This is a genomic window from Ureibacillus manganicus DSM 26584, from assembly GCF_000772945.1.
GTDB classification, from domain to species: Bacteria; Bacillota; Bacilli; order Bacillales_A; family Planococcaceae; genus Ureibacillus; species Ureibacillus manganicus.
The window spans coordinates 1-21,170 of sequence record NZ_JPVN01000013.1; the positions used below are offsets into that span (position 1 = coordinate 1).

Sequence of the window (21,170 nt, forward strand, 5' to 3'; positions counted from 1 at the left end):
GGCACGCCGCCAGCGTTCGTCCTGAGCCAGGATCAAACTCTCCATAAAAAGAAAATTTGATAAAGCTCAAATTTTTTCAGACATTCAGTCGAATGTCTGAAAAAACATCTGCTGGCATCAATTTTGATGTCCAAAATTTTGTTTCTATAATAGAAACGTTTAATTCATTAACGTTTTGTTGTTCAGTTTTCAAGGTTCATGTCGCTGTTTCTTAACAGCAACTTTTATATAATAACATGTCTCTAAAACAAAATCAAGTATTTATTTTATCAATTTTCTTTAAAAGAAAACTGCTTTGTTTTAAGGACAAGTAATAATATACTATATTATTTTTTATATATCAAGCTTTTTTATAAAAAAACTTTTTTATTAGTTTTAGATCAACTACAAATAATGTTATACCAAGCAAAACAACAATACCGCCAATTATTTGAGATGGCATTAAATTTTCAGAGAAAATATAATATGCTAAAATTGCAGCTCCAATCGGTTCAAATAATACAGCAATAGAAATTACATTTGTACTTACCCATTTAATAGCCCAATTAAATAATGTATGTCCTAATAAATTTGGAATGATTGCAAGTAATAAAAACCACATCCAGTTCATTGCAGAGTATGGTCCAAATGATTCTCCTTTTAATAGAACGTAAAAAAATAAACAAATAGTACTTATTGAATATACAACCATCGTATATGTTATTAATGATATTCTTTTTCTCACCTCTTGTCCAAATAATAAATACGCAGTAATAAGCGCACAAGCAATGAGTGCTAGCATGTCTCCATACAGTGCGATTCCACTAACTTGGAAATCCCCCCAACTAATTAGGAAACTTCCAAATATTGCGATTAAACCTGAAATGATCGTTTTTACTGAAAGAGGCTCTTTAAAGAAAAAATATGTGCCTACAAACGCAAATAAAGGTTGCAAGGTAACTAATACGGTTGAGCTTGCAACTGAAGTGTAATTTAACGATTCAAACCAAAGGATAAAATGAAACGCCAAAAAAATACCAGCTATTGATGAGAATAGCCAATCCCGTCCTGTTATTAACTTCAATTCTTTTGTATATTTCATGAAAAAGATTGGACTCATTATTAAGACCGAGAACAACATTCGATAAAAAGCAATTACTCCTGCATCCGCTTGTGCTAATTTAACGAAAATCGCAGAAAGTGAAATAGATATAACACCGATAAGTATTGGTATGTATGGATGAATCAATGGTTTATTCATATATTGTGGTCCCCAATCATATAATGATTCCTTAACTATTTATTATTACATTTTGTCAAATTTCCATAAAGTTAGCAATACGTAAAAAGGGGGAATCATTATGCACTTGCTTACAACTGATACTTTTTCCCTTGAAGTGCTAATCAAATTATTAATTGCTGCATTTTTAAGTTTGATCATTGGAATTGAGCGTGAATTAAAAAAGAAACCCGTTGGATTAAAAACTAGTCTAGTTATTTCTACGTTCAGTTGTTTATTAACAATTATTTCGACTGATACTGCGTATAATGTACCTTCTCGGGAGGATATTAATATTACACTCGATCCACTACGATTAGCAGCACAAATTGTAAGTGGTATTGGCTTTTTAGGAGCAGGTGTTATTTTAAGAAAGGGTAACGATAGTATCACCGGATTAACAACCGCAGCCATGATTTGGGGTGCAGCGGGCATCGGAATTGCAGTAGGTGCGGGATTTTATGTTCAAGCGTTTATCACAGTAGTAATCGTAGTAATTGGAATAGAAGTGATTGCACCTTTAATGTGGAAATTTGGTCCAAAACGATTACGCATGCGAGATGTATCTATTAAAGTTCAATTATTCGATCAACAAAATATTAATAATTTACTGAATTTCATGAAAGAAAATGACATGTATATAGATAATATTCGAATAAAAGACGTACAGTCTCCAGCTGAACATTTATTATATGAAGTAGATATAAGATTTTCCATTTTATTGAAAGTTGATACATTTGCTCTATTTAGTTTACTTCATTCCCTACCATATATTAAAAATATCGAAATAGAGATTTTAGCGTAATTGGAGGAAATTATATGAGTGAAATCTTTAAATTACTTAAAGGCGGAAACAAACCATCATTAGTGGCCGCATTTGTAAACCTTTTTTTAGGTTTACTTAAAGGTGCTGCCTATTTCTTCACTGGAAACGTTGCTATGTTTGCTGAAATGATGCACTCCCTGGGAGACTCTGCCAACCAGTTTTTCGTTTTTATAGGTTCAGCACTTTCTAAGAAAGCTCCAACTAAAAGATATCCTAACGGATTTGGGCGAGTAGTCAATCTAGTTTGTTTAGGAGCAGTTTTAATCGTAGCTATTCTTTCATATGAGACCATTAAAGAAGGATGGCATCACTTTTTACACCCAATAGAAAGCTCAGAGGGTATGTTCATTGCATTAGGAGTATTAGCAATTGGTTTCATTTTAGAAGCCTTTGTACTTCATAAAGCTGCAAAAGAAGTTCTTCACGAAGTCGGTAAGGAACATGCAGGTCTTCTTGCAATACCTAAATCCATCGCTTACTTAAATCGTGCTAAACCTGCAACAAAGCTTGTTTGGATGGAAGATTTAGTTGCTACTAGCGGTAATATTCTAGCCTTTTTAGCAATTGTTATTGCATATTTCACTGGGTTCTATGCATTAGAAGGGCTTATATCTATGGTTATTGGCTTAATGATGTTTTATGTTGTTGGGCGAGTATTCCTAGATAATGCTCGAGGCGCTATCGGTGAAACAGATGAAGAAATGTTAGTTCATATCGGTAATATGGTAATGGAAGACCCACACGTTACTGATATCCAACGATTAGAAGTCGTAAAAGAGGGAGAATTTTTACATGTGGAGCTAGTTGCTGAAACAGACCCCAATCAGTCTTTAGCCTATCTTGATGATGTTCGGGATCACCTAAAAGATTTAATACTTAGTCAAAAAGGTGTTAATAAAGTCACCATTGCTTTCGATGAGGAAGATGGTATAACTGAATGGAAACATTATAAAACAAAGGATAATACAGATAGTGATCGTAAAGAGAGTTTCTAAAGCAATTCATAAGTTAGCCTATTAAAATAACTGGGAGTATCTTGAACGTTTTACATTCAAGATACTCCCTTTATTTACTATAAAGACATCTCCAAAATTTTTCTTACATCTTCAGCTTGGAGTTTTTTAAATACACCTAGTGGCCTAGCCATTGCTTTTTCAACAAGTATATCTAATTTTGAATCGTCTATTTCATAATCAGCTAATCTACTTGGTGCGCCAATTGAAATCCAAAACTCACTTAGGCGATTAATTCCTTCATATGCAATTTCCTCTGCGGATTTCCCTTCCGGATTAACACCGAAAACGCGGGTTGCTAATTGAGCAAAACGATCTGGGTTTACATGAACATTATGTCTCATCCAATTAGGGAATAAAATTGCTAACCCTCCACCATGTGGAATATCGTAAACAGCTGATACTGCATGCTCAATATCATGTGTTGCCCAATCACCTGTTGAACCCATAGATAAAAAGGTATTTAATGCAATTGTTCCTGAAAGAAGAATTGTTTCACGGAGTTCGTAGTTCTCTAAGTCATTTACTAGTTTAGGTCCAGTTGCTATAACTGTTCTTAAAACTCCTTCACACATCTCATCTGTAACTGGTGTATTTGTAGCATTGTGGAAATATTGTTCAAACACATGAGCCATCATATCAACAATTCCGTATACCGTTTGGTTTCGAGGTAAAGTAAATGTATAAGTAGGATCTAGTATTGAAAATTTAGGGAATACAAATGGGCTACCCCAACCAAACTTCTCCAACGTTTCTTCATTTGTAATAACTGAGCCAGCGTTCATTTCTGAGCCAGTGGCAGCAATAGTTAAAATCGTTCCAAGAGGTAGCGCATCCTTCACTTCCGCTTTTTTAATAACGATGTTCCATGGATCTTCATCAATCATCGCTCCAGCAACAATTAATTTCGAACAGTCAATAACTGATCCACCACCAACAGCAAGCACAATATCAATTTCTTCTTTTTTACAAATTTCAATACCTTTACGTGCTGTACTTACACGCGGGTTTGGTTCTACACCACTTAATTCGAATACCTTCATTTTTAAATTTTCTAAAATAGTCATTACTTCATTATATAAATCGTTTCTTTTAATACTTCCTCCACCATAGACGACTAATATTTTATCCCCGTACTTTGGGAGCTCCTTTTCTAGTTGTGTAATTTGTCCTTTCCCAAAATGTAAGCGGACTGGATTATAAAATGTAAACTCGTTCATTAGTAAAACTCCCCTTTTCATATATTCAACAAACAACATATCATAATAACTTTACCCAAAATTAAAAAAGGCTATGTAAAAGAGATTAAAATTCCCTTTTACATAACCATAATAAACAATTACACCCAGCCACGGAAACGAGAAGCTTCCGCAGTACGGCGAACACCCACCATATACGCCGCTAATCGCATATTAATATTGCGAGTTGTTGCAGTTGTATATACATTCTCAAAGGCTTCGACCATTTTTTGATATAACTTTTCTGATACTTCTTCTTCAGACCAATAGTAACCCATGTTATTTTGAACCCATTCAAAATAAGAAACTGTTACACCACCAGCAGATGCTAATACGTCTGGTACTAAAAGAATTCCGCGATCAGTTAAAATTTTAGTTGCCTCTGCAGTTGTTGGCCCGTTAGCTGCTTCAACAACGATATTTGCTTTTATTTCATTTGCATTTTCAGCAGTGATTTGGTTTTCAATCGCAGCTGGTACTAAAATATCACATTCAAGTTCTAATAATTCTTTGTTTGTAATTGTATTTTCAAACAGTGTTGTTACTGTTCCAAAACTATCACGGCGATCAAGTAAATAATCAATATCTAATCCTTCTGGATCATGAAGAGCACCATAAGCATCAGAAATTCCGATTACTTTTGCACCTAAATCACTCATAAATTTCGCTAAGAAGCTTCCAGCATTACCAAAACCTTGAATAACAACGCGTGCACCCTGAATATCAATGCCACGTTTTTTTGCAGCTTCTTGAATAACGATTGTTACTCCTTGAGCTGTTGCTCTATCACGGCCTTGTGAACCACCTAGTACGATTGGTTTTCCTGTAATAAAACCTGGTGAGTTAAATTCGTCCATTCGACTATATTCATCCATCATCCATGCCATAATTTGGGCATTTGTAAATACGTCTGGAGCTGGAATATCTTTTGTTGGTCCTACAATTTGACTTATTGCTCGAACATAGCCACGGCTCAATCTTTCGAGCTCTCCCATCGACATTGTACGTGGATCACAAATAATTCCACCTTTACCTCCACCATAAGGAAGGTCAACAATACCACATTTTAAAGTCATCCACATTGAAAGGGCTTTCACTTCATCTTCATTAACACCAGGATGGAAACGTACGCCACCTTTTGTCGGTCCTACTGCATCGCTATGTTGTGCTCTATAAGCAGTAAATACTTTTGTCGTTCCATCATCCATTTTCACTGGAATACGCACATGTAACATACGAAGTGGTTCTTTTAATAATTCATACATTGCTTCATCATAACCAAGCTTATTTAGCGCTTCTTTAATAACATCTTGTGTAGATGTAAGAAGGTTTAGATTCTCAGACATTTAAATTCGCCTCTTCATTCATATAATATTTAATGTCGCACATATTGTAACATACATTGCTACAATATGGGATTTTAAAAGCATAATACTATGCAATCAATTACTTAGAAAATCACTTTCAAAACTATTATATTTATAATATCAATTATCCGTTATTTTGTTAGATAATTCAAATGAGAGCAGATGCTGCGGTCGCCTACTTTTCATTTTTCACTAATCAATAATGTACAAGTAATACATACATTATTTTTATGTTAGAAATCTATATTATTATTTCGCTTCTATAACAGTTTCTATACACACCAACGAAAAGAGGCTATCTTGAAAGATTTTAATGATTCTTTCAAAATAGCCCCTTACTATTCGACTACTTATTGACCTGATTGTTCAATCCAATCTTGTAATTTGTCCCTTAATGATTTAAAACCATTAGCATCATTTTCATCTACACGTTCTTGCAATGATTTTCTTGGTTGAACTTCTTTCTTTTTTTGTAGTGGTGCTTCTTGTAGTGCACGGGTTGATAAACTAATTTTTTCTGAAGTTCCATCAATTTCTAAAATCTTTACTTGAATTACGTCACCGATTTTTAAGTAATCCTCAATATCCTTCACAAAACCGTATGTGATTTCTGAAATATGGACTAGTCCTTGTGTTTCTTCATCCAACGCTATGAAAGCTCCATATGGCTGAATTCCCGTTACCTTTCCCGCTACTACTTCACCTACTTCGTATTTTTTTGCCATAGCGAATTTCCTACTTTCTAATTCTTACGTAAATGTCATGTTAAATTATAACATACAGTAGGGTTCATTAACAAAAATTCATCACATTTGGTTGAAATATTCAAACATTTTAATAAACAAATGTAGAGTGAAAAAGATGAATCACAAATAGGGTATCTAATTAGTGAGCTTCACTAATATAAGACACCCTACTTATATAATCTCTGAAGCTATACAATGCACTTAGCTTCAAATTTAATAGCTATTAATTTATATGAGATGGAGACACACTCTTCAAAAGGGATCCATAATTCAAATGAATGCTCATAGATAGTTTGTATCAATTTTGCTAGTTTTGAAGGATCATCAATACTTTGAAGAGCTGCAACGACATCAGCCGATTCAGTATCATAATTATCAGCACCAATGTGAAACGGGTCCCATTCTTGTATAGTTACCAAAGCTTTTTGATTCATCAAAATATTGTCCATTTTTTCACCTATTACACTTTTATACTTATTCGTTATGGTATCATAGAATATAAAAATAATAAATGAAATGAGTGATAGTTTTGTCTTTGAATTTTGATGCGCTTTATAATCGGAAGAATACCAACTCTCTAAAATGGGACCAATTTAAGGATCGAATAAGAGATAAATATAACGTCCATGATTCTGATGATATTTTACCAATGTGGGTTGCTGATATGGATTTTGCTATTCCACATGTAATTACGGATGCAATTAAAGAAAGATTAGATCACCCAATTTTCGGTTATTCCTATGTGAGTGATACATGCAAACAAGCGATTCAACAATGGTTTGAAAAACGCCATAATTGGTCTATTGATCCAAAAACAATTTTATTTCACCAAGGAGTTGTTCCTGCGATAGCAACAGTTATCGAAACATTTACTGAACCGGGCGATAAAATATGTGCCTCTACCCCTGTATATCCTGCTTTCTTCTCGATTCCGAAAGCACAAAAAAGAGAAGTTGTTACATGTGATTTAGTTGCTAATGAGAATGGTTATGAATATGATTTTGTTGCGTTAGAAGATGCATTTAAAACTGGAGTAAAAGTTTATATACTCTGTAACCCGCATAATCCAGGTGGAGTTGTTTGGTCACAACAAGATCTTGAAAAACTTGTACAGTTATGTATCAAATATGATGTATTACTTCTTTCAGATGAAATTCATGCAGATATAGTGTTTGATGGATATAAACATATCCCTACATTAACTATTAAAGATGCAGACAAAGCTAAAATTGTTACTACCATTGCACCTACTAAATCATTTAATATTGCAGGAATCCATGCGGCAATGATGGTTGTGCCTAATGAAACGTTACGATTAAAACTAACAGAAAATTTACAAGCTCATGGCCTAGGCGAAATTAATTTATTAGCCTCAGCTGCAGTGCAGGCTGCTTATGAAAAAGGCGAAGAATGGTTAGATGCAATGATTCAGTATACTTCCAATAATATGGACTACGTTGTGGAAGAGTTAAACAAAATAGATGGAATAACTGTAACAAAACCAAATGCAACCTACTTAATATGGATTGACTATAGTAAAACTGGAATTACTGAAAGCGAAATGATGCAACGTTTACTGGTAAAAGGTAGACTTGCTATAGAACCTGGGACAAAATATGAAGAAGCTGGTAGAGGATATTTACGAATGAACCTAGCATGTCCTTTTGAAACAGTTAAAGATGGCGTAGAAAGATTTAAAAAAGCATTATCTTAAAATAACAAAAAGAACAAGGAGAATACTATTCCCTTGTTCTTTTTATTATTATAGAAAATACTTTTTTCAATATCCTCTTTCAATGCTAAATTTTATTATTTATAATTATGATAACTATTATCTTTTTTTCAAATAATAGAAATATTAAGTAATATTAAAAATGAGGTGTGTCTTTGTTGTAAAAATACAACAACACATTATGGCTAAAAAATCATTAAAATTCAAAATGTTCTTGTTTTCCTTTGTAATTGTGTTTTTTTCAATACTTACAAGTGGCATGATGATGATCCATAATATATCAGGTGCTTTTGAGAAGGAATTCGGTTCACGAGCTATTGCAATTGCAAGAACTGTCGCAAATATGACAGATATACAAGACACTGTCGGTACGCATAACGGCTTTGAAGTTATTCAACCAATTGCAGAAAGAATTCGTCTTGCTACTGATGTAGACTATATTGTTGTTTTTGATATGGATGGCGTTCGATATTCGCACCCATCTGAAAGTAGAATTGGGACAATCTTCGAAGAAGCTCGAAAAAATGAGGCAATGTCTCAGCGTGAATACATTTCCAAAGCAATTGGTGTCCAAGGACACTCCATTCGCGCGTTTGTACCTATTATGAATAGTCAAGCAACAAAACAGGTCGGAGTTGTAATTGTAGGTATTCTTTCACCCACTTGGTTTAATTTATTGTCTTATTATCAATCGGATTTGTATATTTCATTGTTCTGGGGATTATTAGTAGGTGTAATTGGAGCGATTATTCTTGCTAATCACATAAAAAAGCAAACTTTAAATTTGGAACCTTATCAAATCGCTCGAATTGTACAAGAACGCTCAGCTATTATGCAAGCAATGGATGTAGGAATTCTTGCAACTGACGCAAACGGGAAAATTACCTTTATTAATAGAATAGCAAGACAATATACACACTATTTTGGTAAGAACAGCACATTACAAGAAATTTTTTATAATACGTGGTTAGCTGAAAAGAAGATTGAGAGACATGAAAGTTACCGGCCTTTATTACTTTTTGACCAAATGTATTTAGTACGTACATTCCCTATTTTAATCCACGACAAAAACGCTGGTTATCTAATAATGATTACAGATCGGCAAGAAGCTCATACATTGGCAGAAGAATTGACTGGAGTAAAAGCACTTGTTGACTCCTTAAGGGCACAGCACCATGAATTCTTAAATCGATTACATAGTATTGCTGGTTTAATACAACTTGATCGAAATGAAGATGCGCTTAGCCTAATCATTGATGAAATAACCGATGAAGAAGATGTCGTTCAAAAATTACGCGATAAAATTCTAGAGTACTCTATGCAAGGTTTACTACTGGGAAAACACTCCCGTGCAAAAGAACTTGGCGTACATCTTACAGTAGATGATGAATCCTACTTTCTCGATTTTATGACAGGTTTTTCAAGTGGTGACCTCGTTACAATCATAGGAAACTTAATTGATAATGCGATGGAAGCTTGTTTAACAAAGGAAATACGTGATGTAAATATACTTATACAAGGGGATCAAAACTTCCTTTATATTGAAGTACAAGATAGCGGTAAAGGAATTGAAGGAAATCTAGAAAAAATATTTGAATACGGGTTTACTTCAAAACAACAAGATGGACATGGCATAGGGTTAGCATTGGTTAAGCAAATCGTTGAGTCCAACAAGGGATCCATTGAAATTATGTCTGAAGTAAATATTGGTACAACGATAACTGTTAAAGCCGGGGTGATGAAATGACAATTTCTATTTTTATAGTAGAAGATGATCCAATGGTACTTGAAGTAAATAAAAGTTTTTTAAATAGATTGACAGGCTTCACACTAATAGGTGAAGCCCAAACTTGTGATGAAGCATATAAACGGATTGCCAAATGTAAACCTAATTTGGTGCTTTTAGATATGTACTTACCAGATAAACCTGGGATTGAATTATTACAAAAAATTAGAAATGAACAGCTTCCATGTGATGTGATTATGGTTACCGCAGCAAGAGATACAAAATCTGTACAAGATGTTATTCGTATGGGAGCATTTGATTATTTAATAAAACCATTTCGATTTGAACGATTTCAAACGGCATTACAAAATTATGCTGAAACAATAAAGAAATTAAGAACAACAACTAATATGAAACAAGAAGATGTGGATAAATGGTTTGGTCATACTCAAGATGAAGTTTCCCTTCCAAAAGGATTAAATGACCTTACAATGAAGCAAATACTGGATGGACTTATAGAGAACAATGCTGCCATCACATCTGAACAATTAGCACAAAACGTAGGAATGGCTCGAGTAACCGTTCGAAAGTATTTAGACTTTTTAGCTGGAAAAGGAAAAGTGCATATTGATTTAAAATATGGTACAGTTGGTCGCCCTACAAAATATTATTCAATTAAATAACCTTTAAAAAGCTTATAAACTCTTCGTTTATAAGCTTTTATTTTGTTTTATAACAGTACCAATACAATGTTTTTTGTTATATACCACAAAGAACAAAATGTTCATTAAGTTCATAATATTGTTCATTTTGGTTTTTTTATTAATATAAAACTTAATTACACCACTTTGTAAGGAGGATGTGGATGAAAAGAGTTTTAGGGATTTTCATTCTTTGTTTCCTTTTTACAATTCCATGGATTTTACTCGTTTCGATTCAACCGGAGGATTATCCCTATGATTATGAGCAACTAAGTGAGAACGAACGCCTTGTTATACGATTTTCACATGTAGTTGGTGAGGATACGCCAAAAGGAATGGCTGCTCGTAAATTTGCTGAATTAGTAAAAGAACGTAGTAATGGCTATATCGAAGTTCAAGTGTTTTCAAATGGGAATTTATATAAAGACGGCGAGGAAATGAATGCGCTTTCTCGTGGTGACATTCAACTAATTGCACCAGCGATTTCAAAGCTGACAGAATACGTTCCTGAAATTTCTATTTTTGACCTTCCCTATGCGTTTCATTCCTTAGACGAAGTGCATGAGTTTGTAGAAACAAAAGCAGGTCAAACATTAGTAGAAAGATTAAAAGCACATAATTTATACGCAATTAGTCTTTGGGATAGTGGTTTTAAGCAAATGAGTAATCGAATTCGCCCAATCCATCATTATGACGATATTAAAAGGTTAACAATGCGGATCATGCCTAGTGACATTTTAGAAAAGCAGTTTAGTAGTTTAGGTGCATTCCCAAAAAAGTATGATTTTAATGCCGTTTATAATGAACTGCAAAAAGGTTCTGTCGATGGACAAGAAAATACCTTAACAAATATCACAAGTAAGAACATCTACTCTTTACAAGATTATTTAACCATTAGTAATCATGGTTATTTAGGATACTTCGTTCTATTTAACTTAGATTTTTGGAATAGTTTGGATGAAGATGTAAAGCAACTTCTAACTGAAACATTTCAAGAAGTGCAAGAGTGGGAATGGAAACTCACGAATCAGTTAAACAAAGAGACTTTGCAAAAAATTGAAAACTGTGGATGCATTGAGCTCCATTATTTAAGTCAGGAAGATATGCTTGAGTGGGAAAAAAGATTCGAACCCTTATATAACTACTATAAACAAAATTATGGCGACGAATTTATAAATGCGCTTCCCAAATATCAAACTGACACCTAAAACTTGGTTATTAAGAGATTTTTCTCTTTTAACAATATATCTACTTATTTCTTTAAGGGGGACAAAGAAAATGAAAAAATGGTTACTGCTTACAATCATTAGTGCCTTTGCACTTGTATTAGCAGCATGTGGTGGCGGTAGTGGCGCTAAGTCTAGCGAAGACTACACTAAAGAGAACCCATTAGTAATTAAATTCTCTCACGTTACTGCAATTGATAGTGTTAAAGGTAAATCTGCAGATTATTTCGCACAATTAGTTGATGAAAAAACAGATGGTCGTGTAAAAGTTGAAGTTTACCCTTCTTCTCAATTATACGGAGATGCTGACGAACTAGATGCTTTAATGTCTGGGAACGTACATATGATCGCTCCATCTGTAACAAAGATGGTTAAGCTTGATCCACGTTGGCAATATGTTGACATGCCTTTCTTATTCCAAGACGCTGAGCATGTTCAAGCATTCTTCGATTCAGAAGTAGCGCAAAGCTTATTTAAAGCTGATGCTTTAGCTTCTAACGATATTATGGGTAAAGCTTTCTGGCCAAATGGTTTTAAAAACTTTTCTTCTAACAAAAATCCATTAGTTAAACCAGAAGATTTCGCTGGTCAAAAATTCCGTGCACAAGCAGGGAAAGTATTAGAAGCCCAATTTAAAGCTTTAAATGCTGGTTCAGCAACAATTTCTTTCGGTGAAACTTACGCTGCATTACAACAAGGTACTGTAGATGGTACAGAAAATCCACATAACAACTTCGACACAATGAAGTTCTATGAAGTTCAAAAATACTATTCTACTTCTGCTCATGGTCGTCTAGACTATGCAATCTTTGTAAACAAATCATTCTGGGAGAAAATGCCTGAAGATTTAGGAAAATTAGTAGACGAGGCTCTTGCTGAAGCAACTACTTATGCACAAGGCTTAGCTGCAGATGAAAATGCTAAATCATTAGAAAAAATCAAATCAGCAGGTTCTGTTGAAGTTTACGAAATGTCACAAGCAGAACGTGACGTATTAAAAGAAGCTATGCAACCTGTATACGATGAATTCGCTGATGTAATTACTAAAGAATTAATCGATGGTATTGAAGCTTTGAAAAAATAAGCATCGTTAGTTTGAGTGCCCCTTCTTGGTGGCACTCACTTATTATATTTAATAACCCTTAAAGGAGTGAAAACTATGAAACTTTTAACGAAAGCTTGGACATTTCTTGAGGAAGTTTTAGCTGGGGTGTTCTTCTCTATTGGAATACTATTAATTTTTTATGGTGTAGTAATGCGTTATGTTATGAATGACCCACAAGCTTGGGTTGAAGAAGTTGCCCGTTACACAATTATTTGGGGTGTATTTTTAGGTTTCGGTCTTGCACTAAAACACAATCAACATATTCAAGTAGATATTTTATACGATAAATTAAATAATACTGGTAAATTTATTATGAATTTAATAGCTACTGGATTAAGTATCGTTTTCTGTCTCATTTATACATATTACGGGTACGTTCTAGTAGAAAATCGCTTTGCTTCAGGAATGGTATCACTAGATGTTGGAATCCCTATGTGGATTGTTTACTTAATCTTACCGCTATCAGGTGTGCTATTCTTACTTCGCTTTATTGAAAGATTAGTGAACATTCTACGTAGAAAGGGTGAAGAATATGCTAATCCTCTTAATTAGTTTCTTTGTATTATTATTTTTACGTGTACCTGTAGCAATTGGATTAGGGCTTTCTACGATTTTTGTATTGTTTATGTCTGATTTTAATATGAACATGATGCCACAAAGAATGTTCACTGCCCTCGACTCATTCCCAATGATGGCAATACCAGGATTCGTTTTAGCTGGTATTATTATGGCTCGTGGTGGTATTTCTAAATATTTAATTGAAGCATTACGTTCTTGGGTAGGTCACCTTCCTGGTGGACTTGCTGTTGTTACAATTTTAGCTTGTGCTATTTTTGCAGCAATTTCAGGATCTTCACCTGCTACTGCAGCAGCAATCGGCTCAATTATGATTCCAGCATTAATCGCAGGTGGTTATAGTAAAAGATACGCTCTTGGTCTTGTTGCAGCTGGAGGAACTTTAGGTATCTTAATTCCACCAAGTGTACCATTAATTATTTATGGTATTACATCTGAAGAGTCAATCGGTTCTCTATTCATGGCTGGAGTTATTCCTGGCTTAGGTTTGACAGCAGTATTAGTTATTTCTGCAGTCGTTTATGCAAGGAAAAATGGCTTTAAAGGTGATCAAAAAGCTAGTTGGGGTGAACGTGGCCGAAAATCACTTAAAGCAATTTGGGGAGCATTTTTACCTATTTTAATATTAGGTTCTATCTATTCTGGTGCTGTAACTCCTACAGAATCTGCAGTTATTGCAGTTATCTATGGTTTACTTGTTTCAGCATTTATTTATCGTGAAATGAAACTAAAAGATCTTCGTCATATAATCGTAGAGTCTGTTAATGTAACTGCAATGATTTTCCTTATTATCGGTGCTGCTTCTTTATTCGGTTTATATTTAACAAACGCTCAAGTTCCACAAGCGGTAGGTGCTTGGATTGCTGCAAGTGAATTGAACGTATGGATATTCATGTTAATTGTTAACCTACTATTCTTTGTATTAGGTATGTTCTTAGAAGCGGTTTCAATCATTTTAATTACATTACCAATTCTATTACCTATCTTAGATCACTTTGGAATTAACTTATATCACTTTGCTATAATAATGGTAATCAACATGGAACTTGGTATGATTACGCCTCCAGTTGGTTTGAACTTATTCGTAGTAAGTGGTATCGCAAAAGAAAAACTTGGGGTTGCAGTACGAGGGGTAATACCGTTCATTATTTTAATGATTTTATGGTTAGTTGTTATTATTCTATTCCCACAATTATCTCTGTGGCTACCATCTCTATCAAACTCAAGTATTGTTAGTCCATAAAGTAGGTGAGTGATCACATTGAACACAAAGGGGTATTCAATAAAAGATAAACAATTTTGGATAATTGTACTGAGCTTGTCGCTTGCTTCAATGTTCATCTTTGCTGCATTCTACTCGTTTCAGCCACTACTACCCGTACTAACGGATGAATATGGGATATCCGTTTCATCCGCTAGTATGACTATGTCAATAGCAACAATTTCTTTAATAGTAGGGTTAATAGTTTTAGGGTTTTTAGCCGATCGAAATGGACGTGTTTTATTTATAAAACTGTCCATTTTGTTTTCTATCATTCCGATGGTTTTCATCCCTTTTACAGATTCTTTTCTTATACTTATGATTTTAAGATTTATCCAAGGGTTTGCATTAGCAGGGGTTCCAGCCGCAGCATTGGCTTATATCGGAGAAGAAATTAACCCGAAATTTAGTCATATGGCAACTGCTATTTATATAGCAAGTAATCCTCTTGGTGGAATGATTGGTAGAGTATTAACTGGGTATTTCTCAGAAATTCATTGGCAATATGCATTTTATATCTTAACTATTTTTGGGTTATTTGTTTTTCTTTTTGTCTTATTTGCCTTACCTAGATCTAAAAATTTCATGCCTAGTGAAAGACCATTTATGCAAGATATAAAGAGTTTTAGTTTCCATTTAGCAAATCCTAAACTTCTTTTAATGTTCGGACTCGGCATCATACTGCAAATCACATTTACAGGGGTATGGACCTATTTACCATTCCATTTAACATCACAGCAATTTGGATTATCACTAGATTCAATATCTCTAATATATTTTGCTTATGGATTTGGGGTAATAGGTGCTCCATTTGCCGGTTGGCTCTCCAGCCGATATACTTTAGATAAAGTACGTACAATAGCGATATTAGTACTAATTTTCGGTGTTGTACTAACTATTACTTCGTCATTGACGCTAGTGTTAATTGGTATGTGTATACTCTGTTTTGGTTTTTTTACTGCACATTCTCTTACAGCTTCGTCTGTCAACAAAACTGCACAACACTTAAAAGGTAGTGCATCAAGTTTATACTTAGTTTCCTATTATATTGGGGTAGCTTCAGGAAGCTCACTGATTGGTCCTGTTTGGGAAAAGTGGAATTGGAGTGGAATTATTACAATTGCAACAATACTCCCTTTCATTTATTTGTTGTTTTTCCTTTATATGATGAGGAAGGTTACTGTGAAATAAAAAGAGGGATGTCTAGAAAGTAAACTTTCTAGACATCCCTTCTTACTTATAATATTCATCCATCTGCGGTGGTCACATCAAGATGTCACCATCCTCGGCGCAAAGAGGACATCTCAAAAGGCTTTTTCAGACGCCCTCTTTCCTATTCCTGAGTTCTATTCTCTAGGTTTTGCTGTCTTTCACCTAAAATACGATCTTCAATTTCTTTTGCTTTTAATGCTTGTTTTCTTGAAATACGTTTAATCCAAGTAAAAACCAATATACATAAAAGTATTAAAATAAAAAATTCAATTGCTGCTGGAATGTACGCAGTTTTATCTTCTGGAAAATATAAGAAACCTGAATACAAAGCGATAAAATTCATTTAAATCTCATCCTTTAAAATTATTCACTAACAGTGATTGATTCTATTTTAACATCTTCTAATGGTTTATCGCTCATGTTTTTCTCAACGTTCGCAATTTTGTCAACAACGTCCATACCTTCAACGACATGTCCGAATACTGTATGTTTGAAGTCTAACCAAGGAGTACCACCAACGCGTGCGTATTCTTCAATTACTTCTTTTGGATAACCTGCTTGTTCCATTTGTGCAATCATGTTGCTTGGAATATTTTGCATTTGAACAATGAAGAATTGTGATCCATTTGTGTTTGGACCTGCATTTGCCATTGATAATGCACCGCGCAGATTAAATAGCTCTTGACTGAACTCATCTTCAAAAGAACCACCCCAAATAGATTCTCCACCCATACCAGTTCCAGTCGGATCTCCACCTTGAATCATGAAGTCAGTAATAACTCGGTGGAAAATGATGCCGTTATAATACCCAGATTTTGCATGACCTAAAAAGTTTTCTACTGTTTTTGGAGCATGTTGTGGGAATAGTTTGATTTTAATAGAACCTAAAGTTGTATTCATTTCAACTACTACTTCACCAGGGTTTACTTCTTTTGTTAATTGTGGATACATGTCCATCTCTCCTTATTTGCTAAATATCAACACTTTCATTACATCGCTTAAGTTTAACATAGACCATTTATTTTTTCCCCTAATTATACTTTCTACTCTTTTCACTGTTGAATTAGTGTATAATAGACAGAAAATTGAGATTTGAGATTTTCATTGATAACGGAAGAAGTGAACGGTTTATGAAAAACCAAAAGCATAACTTTGTCATTATCCTTATAGCGAATTTTATTGTTGCTGGCTCAACAACAATGATCATGCCATTCTTATCATTATATATTGAAAGCTTCGGAAATTTTTCTGAAAGTTATGTACAAAGATGGTCTGGATTAATTTTTGGAGCAACGTTTGTAACTGCATTTATTATGTCTCCTATTTGGGGTAGAGTCGCTGATAAGTATGGATACAAACCCATCATGATCATGAACTGTTTCGGAATTGCTACGAGTATTTTTTTAATGGGCTATGTACACAATGTGGAGCAATTCTTCTTATTACGATTATTTATGGGGATCACGACTGGGTTTATCCCAACATCAATGGCATTTATTAGTAAGCATACCCCTAAAAACATTGCTGGAAAAACACTAGGAACACTCCAAATGGGTAGTGTTGGAGGAACATTATTTGGGCCAGTCATTGGTGGATTGTTAGCAGATCAAGTTGGGTTTAACTTTACATTTATTTTTACAGCCATAGCAATTATTATTGCTGCATTCCTAATTATTTTTTCTGTACATGAAGCGGAAATTATTAAGAAATCAAAGAATATGATTTACTCACGTAAAAATATTTTATGGACGATATTTCATCATCGTTTAATTTTTAATATTATGCTCGTTACTACTTTCATACAAATAGGGAGTTTCAGTATCCAACCACTCCTTTCTTTATATGTATCTCATTTAACTACGTCGGAGCAGGTTGCCCTTTTAGCAGGAATTACCTTTAGCGCTGCTGGAGTTGGGAATCTCTTATTTTCACGATACTTTGGTCGATTAGCAGATCAAATTGGTTATGAAAAGGTATTAATGGTTTTACTTTTTGTTTGTTTTATCGTTATTATCCCACAAGCCTTTGTTACTTCTTTATGGCAATTAATCGGTTTAAGATTATTATACGGTATTTTTGTAGGTGGCTTAATCCCTATCACTACAGCACTTATTCGCCGAGACGCGCCACTTGAAATTCAAGGTGAAGTTATGGGTTATAATCAAAGCTTTCGATTTTTAGGGAATATTATCGGACCAGTAATGGGAGGCATTATTAGTAGTTTAGCAACCATTTCTTCTGTATTTTATGTTACTGGATTACTATTCTTTATATCTGCAGCCATGGTTTATTATATACGAAAATTACCGAAGCAATATATGGAAGATCTATTAGAGGAACATAGTTCAAGCTTAGAAAGTCATGGTTCGGTCCAAAACAAGACAAAATAATTTCGATAGTACTTTATTCCACTAAATTACAAACCAAAAACTATAAAGAATATGGTATTCTTTCGAGTAGAGAAAGTCTCTTGGGGGAACATCTATGAAACAAATGATAGGTTTTATTTTCATCGTTTGCAGCATCCCAATCCTTTTATTTTTAGGAAATGGTTTAATTAAAGAATTAACGACTTTAGAAGAAAATGAAAGTCAGTTAACTAAAGAAATTGAACTACCAGAAATGAAAGGTACGCTACCTGCAAAGATGTTCGATCGGAACGGAAATATCTTTAACGAAGAATATGTTGAGTGGAGAGAACCCATTCAATTTGAAGATGTTCCAGAAATTATTAAACAACTTTATATTTTAAGTGAAGATACAGAATTTTATCGACATATTGGATTTGACTTAAGCGCAATTGCAAGAGCGTTTGTTGTAAACACCTCAAGTGAATCAATTGAACAAGGTGGTAGCACTATTACACAGCAACTTGTACGATTGCGTTACTTATCGACGGAGAAAACGTACGAAAGAAAGTTAATGGAACTGTTTTATGCCTATAAATTAGAACAACTTCACGACAAACAAACTATTTATGAAATGTATTTAAACGAAATGTATTTTGGGAATCGCGTGTATGGAATTGGCTCTGCTGCAACTTACTATTTTCAAAAACCTTTAGAACAGTTGTCAGTTGCTCAAATGGCATTTATAGCAGCAATACCAAACAATCCATCCATTTATGATCCATTGAAACATTTTGATAATACAAAGGCTAGACAGGAACGATTGATTGATACATTAGCAGAGAATAATGTGATCACAACAGAAGAAGCCGCTAAATACAAACAAGAAAATATAACCCTACACTTAAAATCTAAAATACAGCAACATCCTGCCTACAGTACATATGTTCTAGAAGAGTTAAAGTGGCTTATCGCCTCCAATGAGGGACTTGATGTCAAATTAGATCAAACACAATCCGAAGATGAGCGTATTCGTATCATAAATGAAATAGAATCTAAGTATGAGGAAGTTCTAAATGCAGGAATTGAAATCCACACAGCACTTGATCCAGTAAAACAACATGCGGATCAACAGAAAATTGATTCCATCCTTTCGGTAAAGGACTTACAAGCGAGCGCAGTAGTGATAGATAATAGGACTCGGGAAATCGTCAGTTTATATGCGGGAAAAAATTATCAAAAATTTGAATTCAATAGAGCTTATCAGGCAACGAGGCAACCAGGATCTTCCTTTAAGCCATTAATCGTGTATGCCCCCCTTTTTGAAACGACTAAATATACACCAAACTCTATAGTAAGTGGAGGGCCAATTTGTATTGGTAATTTCTGTCCTCAAAATTATAGTGGAGCGATTTATGGCAATGTAAGTATTTCTACAGCATTTAAACATAGTTATAATACCTCTGCAGTGCGGTTGATGAACACCATTGGTATTGAAACAAGTTTTCAGTATTTAGATCGTTTTCATTTCAACTCTCTAGTAGAGCAAGATTATTCTTATGCAGCTGCATTAGGTGGGTTAACATACGGAGTCTCAGCACTGGAAATGGCAGATGCATTTAGTAGCTTTATCGATGGAAATTACGTGAGGGCACATAGTATACGGAAAGTGACTGATTTAGAAGGTAATGTTTTGTATAGTTGGCCAACTGAAAAAGAAACAATTTGGTCACCTCACACCGTTCAATATATTCGTTCTTTACTAAGCGATGTTGTAACTAGTGGGACTGGCGTTGGATTATATTCAAATTCGTCTTACATAGGTGCAAAAACTGGCACAAGTAACGATTATCGAGATTTTTGGCTTGCTGGTTTAACACAAGAATACACTTCCGCTGTATGGCTTGGTTTCGATCAACCAAAATCGATGTACTATCTAGAAGATGATCAAATTCATTACAAAATATTTAATGCTATTATGTATTGAAAACAAAATTAATGCGTATTGAAAGTGTGTAACTATTCATAGTAAATGTCTTAAACACATATTCGAAAATCTTACATTCATAAACAATGAAAAGAGCTCTTATCAACTAAGATAAGGCGCTCTTTTTAATTTGCAAATGGCAAACTCGCTAAAATTCCATTATAAAGTTTTAATAATATATACAATATAAAAGTTGTAAAAATAGACCAAAAAAGTATCTCAAAGAAAATAATCCCAATCATACCAGTCATACTCATAAATCTGCTCATTTTGTAGGTGGTATAGACAAAATAAACAAATACAGTAATTGCAAATACTCCTATTAATACATTAACAGATGCAATTCCTACTACTGAAAGCAGGGAACCGAAAAAAAAGATTACATACCCACCCCGCGCAGCACTCATAGTTTCTCCTATTTTATCTTTAGAGAAAAATAACATCCCTACTTCATGTATTGTTTGTCCGATTAATTTTAATGCTGAAAACAGCATAAAAAAACAAAGTGATAAAACGATTAACAAAAATACACGTAATTCTATGTCAGATAAAAACTCTCGCATTCCTGCGTAAACACCTATAGAAGATAATAAAGGTAGAATTTGATTAACTATAAAAATTCCAAAAGATAAACTAAATAAAATAATAGTGAATAGTGGTAAGTAACCATACAAATATGGATTTTTCATAAATACGTCCTTATCATTTCAATTCTATATCAACATTTTATCATATTTAAAATGAATACTATCAAGTTAGTTTTGAACATATCAGTGCATAATTACACTATTTACAGTATAATTTAAACTATTCCGAAATTTTGTTTTAATTGAGAAAGGAGGATTATT

20 protein-coding genes are annotated in these 21,170 nt (G+C 34.0%); 12 read left to right on the forward strand and 8 right to left on the reverse strand.

Going from position 1 to position 21,170, the window contains the following annotated elements; translation table 11 throughout:
- Nucleotides 1-340: 340 nt before the first annotated feature.
- A complete protein-coding gene (locus CD29_RS11435; protein ID WP_036186830.1) occupies nucleotides 341-1,240 on the reverse strand; it encodes a DMT family transporter in 900 nt (299 codons plus the stop codon).
- A gap of 100 nt (nucleotides 1,241-1,340) precedes the next feature.
- On the opposite strand from CD29_RS11435, the gene CD29_RS11440 reads away from it, so the two are divergent.
- Nucleotides 1,341-2,063 carry an MgtC/SapB family protein gene (locus tag CD29_RS11440; RefSeq protein WP_036186832.1) on the forward strand — a complete coding sequence of 241 codons (723 nt, stop codon included), beginning with the start codon at nucleotides 1,341-1,343 and terminating at the stop codon, nucleotides 2,061-2,063.
- Nucleotides 2,064-2,077: 14 nt separating this feature from the next.
- Nucleotides 2,078-3,079 carry a cation diffusion facilitator family transporter gene (locus CD29_RS11445; RefSeq protein WP_036186834.1) on the forward strand — a complete coding sequence of 334 codons (1,002 nt, stop codon included), beginning with the start codon at nucleotides 2,078-2,080 and terminating at the stop codon, nucleotides 3,077-3,079.
- A 77-nt stretch (nucleotides 3,080-3,156) separates the two neighbouring features.
- Here the strand turns inward: CD29_RS11445 and CD29_RS11450 are convergent, their stop codons facing one another.
- The 4 genes from CD29_RS11450 to CD29_RS11465 all read right to left on the reverse strand — a co-directional run bounded on the left by CD29_RS11450 (nucleotide 3,157) and on the right by CD29_RS11465 (nucleotide 6,897).
- A complete protein-coding gene (locus tag CD29_RS11450; RefSeq protein WP_036186837.1) occupies nucleotides 3,157-4,317 on the reverse strand; it encodes an iron-containing alcohol dehydrogenase in 1,161 nt (386 codons plus the stop codon).
- Between the two features lie 119 nt (nucleotides 4,318-4,436).
- Nucleotides 4,437-5,681, reverse strand: a complete 1,245-nt coding sequence (locus tag CD29_RS11455) for a Glu/Leu/Phe/Val family dehydrogenase (protein ID WP_036186840.1) — start codon at nucleotides 5,679-5,681, stop codon at nucleotides 4,437-4,439.
- Nucleotides 5,682-6,052: 371 nt separating this feature from the next.
- Complete coding sequence (gene yugI / locus CD29_RS11460; RefSeq protein ID WP_036186843.1) at nucleotides 6,053-6,427, reverse strand: S1 domain-containing post-transcriptional regulator GSP13; 375 nt, start codon at nucleotides 6,425-6,427, stop codon at nucleotides 6,053-6,055.
- A gap of 209 nt (nucleotides 6,428-6,636) precedes the next feature.
- A complete protein-coding gene (locus CD29_RS11465) occupies nucleotides 6,637-6,897 on the reverse strand; it encodes a DUF1871 family protein (protein WP_036186845.1) in 261 nt (86 codons plus the stop codon).
- A gap of 86 nt (nucleotides 6,898-6,983) precedes the next feature.
- On the opposite strand from CD29_RS11465, the gene CD29_RS11470 reads away from it, so the two are divergent.
- The 8 genes from CD29_RS11470 to CD29_RS11505 all read left to right on the forward strand — a co-directional run bounded on the left by CD29_RS11470 (nucleotide 6,984) and on the right by CD29_RS11505 (nucleotide 15,966).
- The gene (locus tag CD29_RS11470) at nucleotides 6,984-8,162 is read left to right on the forward strand and encodes a MalY/PatB family protein (protein WP_328286486.1); all 1,179 of its coding nucleotides are present in this window, start codon (nucleotides 6,984-6,986) and stop codon (nucleotides 8,160-8,162) included.
- Nucleotides 8,163-8,445: 283 nt separating this feature from the next.
- Entirely contained in the window at nucleotides 8,446-9,927 is a 1,482-nt protein-coding gene (locus CD29_RS11475) for an ATP-binding protein (RefSeq protein WP_081976233.1), read from the forward strand.
- On the forward strand, nucleotides 9,924-10,589 hold the full coding sequence (locus CD29_RS11480) for a response regulator (protein WP_036186853.1): 666 nt from the start codon (nucleotides 9,924-9,926) through the stop codon (nucleotides 10,587-10,589). Before CD29_RS11475 ends, CD29_RS11480 begins: the two co-directional genes overlap by 4 nt.
- A 182-nt stretch (nucleotides 10,590-10,771) precedes the next feature.
- Nucleotides 10,772-11,815, forward strand: a complete 1,044-nt coding sequence (locus tag CD29_RS11485; protein WP_036186855.1) for a DctP family TRAP transporter solute-binding subunit — start codon at nucleotides 10,772-10,774, stop codon at nucleotides 11,813-11,815.
- A gap of 70 nt (nucleotides 11,816-11,885) precedes the next feature.
- A complete protein-coding gene (locus CD29_RS11490; RefSeq protein WP_036186858.1) occupies nucleotides 11,886-12,917 on the forward strand; it encodes a DctP family TRAP transporter solute-binding subunit in 1,032 nt (343 codons plus the stop codon).
- 75 nt (nucleotides 12,918-12,992) lie between these two features.
- The gene (locus CD29_RS11495) at nucleotides 12,993-13,490 is read left to right on the forward strand and encodes a TRAP transporter small permease (protein ID WP_036186861.1); all 498 of its coding nucleotides are present in this window, start codon (nucleotides 12,993-12,995) and stop codon (nucleotides 13,488-13,490) included.
- Nucleotides 13,471-14,757: a TRAP transporter large permease gene (locus CD29_RS11500; protein ID WP_036186864.1), complete on the forward strand. Its 1,287-nt coding sequence runs from the start codon at nucleotides 13,471-13,473 to the stop codon at nucleotides 14,755-14,757. The genes CD29_RS11495 and CD29_RS11500 overlap by 20 nt, the downstream gene beginning before the upstream one ends.
- Nucleotides 14,758-14,766: 9 nt before the next feature.
- On the forward strand, nucleotides 14,767-15,966 hold the full coding sequence (locus tag CD29_RS11505; protein WP_328286487.1) for an MFS transporter: 1,200 nt from the start codon (nucleotides 14,767-14,769) through the stop codon (nucleotides 15,964-15,966).
- Nucleotides 15,967-16,108: 142 nt separating this feature from the next.
- Here CD29_RS11505 and CD29_RS11510 read toward each other — a convergent pair whose 3' ends face one another.
- Nucleotides 16,109-16,330: a hypothetical protein gene (locus tag CD29_RS11510; protein ID WP_036186867.1), complete on the reverse strand. Its 222-nt coding sequence runs from the start codon at nucleotides 16,328-16,330 to the stop codon at nucleotides 16,109-16,111.
- A gap of 20 nt (nucleotides 16,331-16,350) precedes the next feature.
- A complete protein-coding gene (locus CD29_RS11515; protein WP_036186870.1) occupies nucleotides 16,351-16,938 on the reverse strand; it encodes a peptidylprolyl isomerase in 588 nt (195 codons plus the stop codon).
- Between the two features lie 179 nt (nucleotides 16,939-17,117).
- On the opposite strand from CD29_RS11515, the gene CD29_RS11520 reads away from it, so the two are divergent.
- Nucleotides 17,118-18,377 carry an MFS transporter gene (locus CD29_RS11520; RefSeq protein WP_036186873.1) on the forward strand — a complete coding sequence of 420 codons (1,260 nt, stop codon included), beginning with the start codon at nucleotides 17,118-17,120 and terminating at the stop codon, nucleotides 18,375-18,377.
- A gap of 94 nt (nucleotides 18,378-18,471) precedes the next feature.
- Nucleotides 18,472-20,322 carry a transglycosylase domain-containing protein gene (locus CD29_RS11525; RefSeq protein WP_036186876.1) on the forward strand — a complete coding sequence of 617 codons (1,851 nt, stop codon included), beginning with the start codon at nucleotides 18,472-18,474 and terminating at the stop codon, nucleotides 20,320-20,322.
- A 125-nt stretch (nucleotides 20,323-20,447) separates the two neighbouring features.
- Here CD29_RS11525 and CD29_RS11530 read toward each other — a convergent pair whose 3' ends face one another.
- The gene (locus CD29_RS11530) at nucleotides 20,448-21,011 is read right to left on the reverse strand and encodes a DUF5366 family protein (protein ID WP_036186879.1); all 564 of its coding nucleotides are present in this window, start codon (nucleotides 21,009-21,011) and stop codon (nucleotides 20,448-20,450) included.
- Between the last annotated feature and the right edge of the window lie 159 nt (nucleotides 21,012-21,170).